This is a genomic window from Arthrobacter sp. STN4, assembly GCF_024539665.1.
Lineage (GTDB): Bacteria > Actinomycetota > Actinomycetes > Actinomycetales > Micrococcaceae > Specibacter.
In genome coordinates this window covers 154,570-160,915 of sequence record NZ_JAKZGX010000008.1, presented here as the reverse complement: position 1 = coordinate 160,915, position 6,346 = coordinate 154,570, and the positions used below count along the sequence as shown (strand labels likewise).

Below are 6,346 nucleotides of genomic sequence, written 5' to 3'. Positions count from 1 at the left end.
ATCGCAATGAACTCCGGCCCCATCTCCACCTTGGCCTTCATCCAGTCCGGCTTGCGCTCCACCGGCACCGCCGCATTGCGCTGCTCAATACGCAGCATCTTCCGTCCCTCAGGGGCCAGGCTCATGACAGTGCTCCTTCCACCGGCTTGGGCTCGGGGGAGCCGCCGGTAGCAGCCGGGGTGGGGCGGGCGGCGGCCGCGTCCACAACAAGGGGTGCCAAGTGGCGGGCCGCGGCTTCCCTCAGGACGGGAAGCAGTTCCGTGGGGCTGACATCGACGCCGGTTTCCGCGGCAATGGTGGTGGTGCCGGCGTCGGTAATGCCGCAGGCAATGATCTGGGCGTAGGGGGCGAGGTCGTTGTTGGCGTTGATGGCGATCCCGTGCATGGTCACGCCGTCGTGGACGCGGATGCCGATGGCGGCTATCTTGCGGTCGGGGCCTTTGTCGTCGGCCAGCAGCCAAATGCCGGCCCTGCCGTGGACGCGCACGCCGGCCACGCCGAAGGCGGCCAGCGTCTCGATGATGATCTCTTCGAGCGTGGTCACGTATTCGCGGATCCCGTGGGCGTCCTTGAGCCTGACGATCGGATAGGCGACCAGCTGGCCGGGGCCGTGCCAGGTAAGCTTTCCGCCGCGGTCCACGTTGATGACGGGGGTGCCGTCAAAGGGCCGTTCGTGATCTTCGGTGCGTTTTCCAGCCGTGTAGACAGCGGAATGTTCGAGCAGCAGTACCGTGTTTCCCGCAGTGCCGGCGACGACGGCGTCGTGCACTGTGCGTTGATGGTCCCAGGCACCGCTGTAGTCGACAAAATCCGGGGCAAAACCGACCTCTGTGAACTCAACAGTCATGCTGCCACTTTAGAGGACGAAGCAATTTCGCCTAAATCCGAAAAGGCCGCGGCCCGCCCGCCTGTGGATAACTTTCGGCGCGAACGGCGAAAAGGGGCTATCACTGACATATGGAAGAAAACAGGGTGGCCGGGCGGCCGGGCGGGGTTCCCGTCCTGGCCGGATTCGACGCCGTGCGCCGCCTCGGCGGCGGTGCGCAGGCGGAGGTGTGGCTGGTCCGCCCGCACGACGGCGGCACTGCGCTGGCCGCCAAGTGCTTCCCGGCAGCTGCCCGTGCCGACGGCGCGGCTGCCGGGGCGGTTCCGGGACCGCCGCGTCACAATGCAACCGAGATCACACAGGAATGGCGGATCCTGGCCCAATATGACCATGAGCACCTGCTCCGCCTGCACGGGCTGGTGGAGCTGGGCGGGGCATGGCAGGGCGGCTGCGCGCTCCTCATGGACCATGCGGCCGGGGGTTCCGTCCAGGACCTGGTGGGGGCCCGCGGGCCGCTGTCCGTGGGGGAGTGCGTCACCATCCTCACGCCGCTGGGCCAGGTGCTGTCCCACCTGCATGGCCGCGGTGCCGTCCACGGCGACGTGTCGCCTGGCAATGTGCTGCTGACGGTGCAGGGCAAGCCGGTCCTGGGCGATCCCGGCCTTGGCCGGCTGACAGGCCAGGCCGGCGGCCGCACCGCCGGCACCCCGGGCTTCTTCTGCCTGCAGGACGAGGGGGTGTGCCCGGAATCCGATGTTTACGGCATGGCGGCCGTGGGCTGGTTCGCGTTGACGGGGCATGTCCCGCCGGCCACCCGTGACAGGATGCCGCTGGGGGTGTATGCCCGCAACGTCCCCGACGAGCTTGCCGCGGCCCTGGAGGCGGGGTTGTCCGGGGAAGCGGCGCAACGCCCGACGGCGGCCGCGTTTGCCCAGGCGGTCTTCCGCAGCGCCCCGGCCGAACCCGTGGCACTGGCCCAATCCGTCCACGCCAGTGTGCTGCCGGACCTGGTCACACGGCGTGAAACACGCCGGCGTGCCCCCAAATTTCTCCGGCCGGTCCTGCGAGGGCTGCGGAACGGCCGCCCGCTTGGTGGGGGACGGGGTGAGCGGGGCCTTGGCCGACGGGTCCGGACGGACGGGCAGGGCTGGCACGCCCCTGCGCCGTTCCGCCGCACCCGCGGCCGCCGGTTGCTGACCACGGCCGCCCCGGCCCTCATCCTGGTCCTCATCCTGGCAGGCGCGGGATTCACCAGTTGGGGCCTGCTGGCCGCAATGAAAACCACGGAACCGGTCCCGGCGACAGCCGCCACGCCGGCCAACACCGCCGGGAAAACAGGGGCGGACCGGCCGCCCCGCACTCCGCCCGGCACTTCACCTGTCACGGCCACGGGCGCTGCGGCTGGCAGCCGGCCGGGGGGAGCCCCCCGGGAGGCGGCGGTCCGGGCCGCCCTCGGGCAGCAGGCTGCGAAGCTGCCGGCGCCGGTCCGGGACGGCCTGCTCGCCGCGGCACCGGAGAAGGCCCTTGCCGCCCTGGCGTGGGTGCGTTCCTACGCGCTCTCCACCGCTGACGTGGAGCTGTTGGAAACTGTCAATGCGCCAGGCTCCCCGGCCATGGCCGCCGATGCCGGGATCATCCGGGCCCTCGCCAGGGCGGGGCACTCCTACAACGGCCTGGAAACCAATGTGGCGGGGGCCGCCGTCACCAGGCAGCAGCTGGTGACGGGCGGCTCCGACGCGCCGTACGCCACCGCCACGGTGCTGGCAACGGTGACCACCAGTGCCTACGCCGAGCAGGACGCACACGGCGCTGTGGTGTTCACTTCGCCGCAGGAGCAGAAGCAGCGGCTGGCCATCGTCCTGGTCCAGGTCCGTTCGCGGTGGGTGGTCCAGCAGATCCTCCCGGGCGGTGGCTAAGATACGTAAATGACCTCCTCCAGTTATCTCCGCTACCCGCACCTGCACCAGGACCTGATCACCTTCACAGCCCAGGACGATGTATGGGTGGCCCCGGTGGCCGGGGGGCGGGCCTGGCGCGTCTCCGCCGAACAGTCCCCACCACGTAACCCCCGGTTCACCCCGGACGGCAGCACCCTGGTGTGGACCGTCACGCGCGGGGAGGCACCCGAGGTGGTTGCCGCGCCGGCCGGCGGCGGGGACGTCACCCAGCTGAGCTACTGGGGGCATGCGGGCACCAAGGTCAAGGGCTTCACCGCGGATGGCAGGGTGCTGGCGACCAGCGCCTTTGAACAGGCGGACTCGCGGCTGACGTGGGCCTACGCCGTCGACCTGGCGACGGGCCGCACCGAACGGCTCAACTACGGGCCCGTGGACAGCGTGGCCTACGGCGCCGAGGTGGGTGATGAACGCCCCGTGGTGGTCTCCTCCGTGCTCTCCCGCGAACCCGCGGCTTGGAAGCGCTACCGTGGCGGAACAGCCGGAAAGCTGTGGATCGACGCCGACGGCTCCGGTGAGTTCACCCGGCTCGTGCCGGAACTGGACGGCAACCTGTGCGATCCCATGTGGGTGTCCGGGCGCATCGCCTTCCTGTCCGACCACGAAGGCCACGGCAATCTGTACTCCGTGCTCCCGGACGGCTCCGGGCTGCGCCGCCACACCGACTTTGAAGGCTTCTATGTCCGCCACGCCAGCAGCGACGGCACCCGGATTGCCTTTGAATCCGCCGGAAACCTGTTCGTGCTGGCGGACCTGGACGCCAAGGCCGTGCAACTGGACATCACCCTCGGTGCCGTCAACGGTGCCCGCAGCCCGCGGCTCCTGCAGGCCGCCAAGCACCTGAACGACGTGGTGCCCACCATTGACGGCAGGGCCAGCGTGGTGGAGGCGCACGGCACCGTGCACCTGCTGACCCACAGGGGCGGGCCGGCGCGGGTCATTGCCGCCGATCCAGGCGTGCGGGCACGGCTGGGCCGGCCGCTGGGCACGGGCCACGTGCTGTACGTTGCGGACCAGGGAGGCGAAGAGGCGCTTTACATCCAGGTGCTGGCCGGTAATTCCCCGCAACGTCCCGGCGGCAGCGCTGCCGCTGCGGCCGAAACGGCCTCCGCGGAGGCAGCCGCGGCGGAGGGTCCGGACGACGCGGACCCAGGTGACGGCGCCGCGGACACCGTGCAGCTGCCCAAGCCCGTCTCGGCCCAGGCCGTCAATGTGGACACTTTCCATGTCGACGTCCCCCAGGGCGGCGCGGGCAAGCCCGCCGGCACTCATGGCGCGAACGCCGGCGCGAACGCCGGCGCAGACGGCAGCGCCGCTGACTCCGCCGCCGCGGACGGCCAGGCGGCCGTCCCGCCCACAACCGGGTCCGGCGCGGACGCCAATGGCACCGCCGCCCTGCGCCGCATCGACTACCCGTCGCGGACGCGTGCCGCGCAGGCCGTGGGCAGCCCCGACGGCGCCACCATCGCCGTCGGCACCGAATACGGCGAGGTCCTGCTGGTGGACGTTGCCACGGGCACCGTTGAGCAGCTCGCCCAGACGCCCGCCGGTGCCGTGGGCGAACTTGCCTTCAGCCCCGACTCTGCCTGGCTGCTGTGGAACGAACCGGTGGACACGGGGGAGAACCGCTCCAGGCTCCGCCTGGCAGCTGTGGCGCCCATGGCCGGCCGGGACCGGATCATTGAGCTCACCGACGGCCGCTTCCTGGACTTCAGCGCGGACTTCACGCGCGACGGGAAATACATTGCGTTCCTGTCGCGGCGCAGCTTCGACCCCGTCTATGACACGCACTCCTTCGACCTCAGCTTCCCCGCCGCCACGAAGCCGTTCCTGCTGGCCCTGGCCGCGGACACGCCCTCGCCCTTCGGGCCCGACGCGGACGGCATGCCACAGCCGGGAACCACTGAACCGGGGACCACCGCCACGGACACCCCTGCGGCCACCCGCGTGGATGTGGCCGGCCTGGCCGCGCGCATCATCGCCGTGCCCGCCATGCAGGACCGCTACACGGCGCTGAAGCCGGTCAACGGCGGCCTGCTGTGGCAGCTTGACCGCAGCGGCGGCACCACCGGCGAGGGCCTGGCCAGCACCACCGACAAGCCGGCCGCCGCCGTGCTGGAGCGGCTGGACCTGGCCACCCGCAAGGTGACCCGGGTGGTGGAGGAGCTGGACAGCTTCCGGGTCAGCGGCGACGGGCGCTGGGTGGCTGCCGTCCACGGCGAAAAGGTCACCGTGCTGTCCGCCACGGCGAAGGCGGGGGACGACGACGCCGAAGCCACCGAAGTGGACCTGGACCGGATCGTGCTGCGCCTGGACCCCGTCCAGGTGTGGGGCCAGGCCTTCGACGAAGCCTGGCGCCTGCAGCGCGACTTCTACTACACCCCGGACATGGCCGGAACCGACTGGGAGGCCGTCCATGCCCGGTACCGGCCCATCGTGGACCGGCTGGGCAGCCACGACGACCTCGTTGACCTGCTGTGGGAGCTGCACGGCGAACTGGGCACCTCCCACGCCTATGTGACGCCCTCGCCCGACGTCGAGGAGGGCGCCGGTGCCCAGGGCCACCTCGGTGCCGTGTTTGCGGCCACGGCCGACGGCTGTGCCATCGTCTCGATCATCGCCGGCGAGTCCTCGGACCCCGGCGCGTTTTCGCCCCTGGAGGCGCCGGGCGTCGCTGCCCGCCCCGGGGACATCCTGGAGGCAGTCAACGGCACCCCCGTGCCCGCCGGCGGGCCGGGTGCACTGCTGGCCGGGACCGCAGGGAAGATTGTCGAGCTCACCCTGCGCAGCGCCCGTGCGGGCGACGGGGAAGGCGGGGGGCCCGCACGCCGCAGGGTCGCCGTCGTGCCCCTGAAGAGCGAGGAACGCCTGCGCTACCAGCAGTGGGTGGCGGATAACCGGGCCATGGTCCGCAAGGCGTCCAACGGCAAGTTCGGCTACCTGCACGTGCCGGACATGATGCCGCGCGGATGGGCCCAGCTGCACCGCGACCTTGACACCGAGACGGCCGCCGATGCCCTGGTGGTGGACGTGCGGCGCAACCGCGGCGGGCACACCTCACCGCTCGTGGCCGAGGCGATCAGCAAGCGCATGGACGCCTGGGCAGTGGCGCGCGGGCACGGGCCGGAAATCTACCCTCCGCAGTCGCCCCGCGGGCCCGTGGTGCTGCTGACGGACGAATTTGCCGGTTCCGACGGCGACATCATCACCGCCGTGGCCAAGCTGCGCGGGATCGGCCCCGTGGTGGGCATGCGCACCTGGGGCGGCGTGGTGGGGATTGACGGGAAGTTCGCCCTGGCCGACGGCACGGGCGTCACCCAGCCCCGTTACGCCTTCTGGTTCCGGGACGGGCAGGGCTTCAACGTGGAAAACCACGGCGTTGAACCGGACATTGAGGTGCCGTTCCCGCCCCACGACCACCTGGCCGGCAACGACCCCCAGCTCGAGGCTGCGATCGGCGTGTTGCTGGAGATGCAGCGGGAGATCCCCACGGTCCGCCCGCCCGCGCTGGCCGGCTACCGCAAGCTGACCGTGGCGCCCCTGCCGCCGCGTCCATAACCGGCTG

3 protein-coding genes and 1 pseudogene are annotated in these 6,346 nt (G+C 71.2%); 2 read left to right on the top strand and 2 right to left on the bottom strand.

From position 1 onward, the window contains the following. Together MMF96_RS08650 and lipB are read right to left on the bottom strand one after the other, a co-directional pair. Positions 1-125 (bottom strand): annotated as a pseudogene (locus MMF96_RS08650) (lipoyl synthase); the annotation flags it as partial. Continuing rightward, on the bottom strand, positions 122-847 hold the full coding sequence (gene lipB, locus MMF96_RS08645) for a lipoyl(octanoyl) transferase LipB (protein ID WP_256883254.1): 726 nt from the start codon (positions 845-847) through the stop codon (positions 122-124). The pseudogene MMF96_RS08650 and the gene lipB, both read right to left, overlap by 4 nt. Positions 848-957: 110 nt before the next feature. On the opposite strand from lipB, the gene MMF96_RS08640 reads away from it, so the two are divergent. Together MMF96_RS08640 and MMF96_RS08635 are read left to right on the top strand one after the other, a co-directional pair. Beyond that, the gene (locus MMF96_RS08640) at positions 958-2,742 is read left to right on the top strand and encodes a protein kinase (RefSeq protein WP_256883253.1); all 1,785 of its coding nucleotides are present in this window, start codon (positions 958-960) and stop codon (positions 2,740-2,742) included. Between the two features lie 9 nt (positions 2,743-2,751). Then, positions 2,752-6,339: a S41 family peptidase gene (locus MMF96_RS08635; RefSeq protein ID WP_256883252.1), complete on the top strand. Its 3,588-nt coding sequence runs from the start codon at positions 2,752-2,754 to the stop codon at positions 6,337-6,339. Positions 6,340-6,346: the final 7 nt, after the last annotated feature.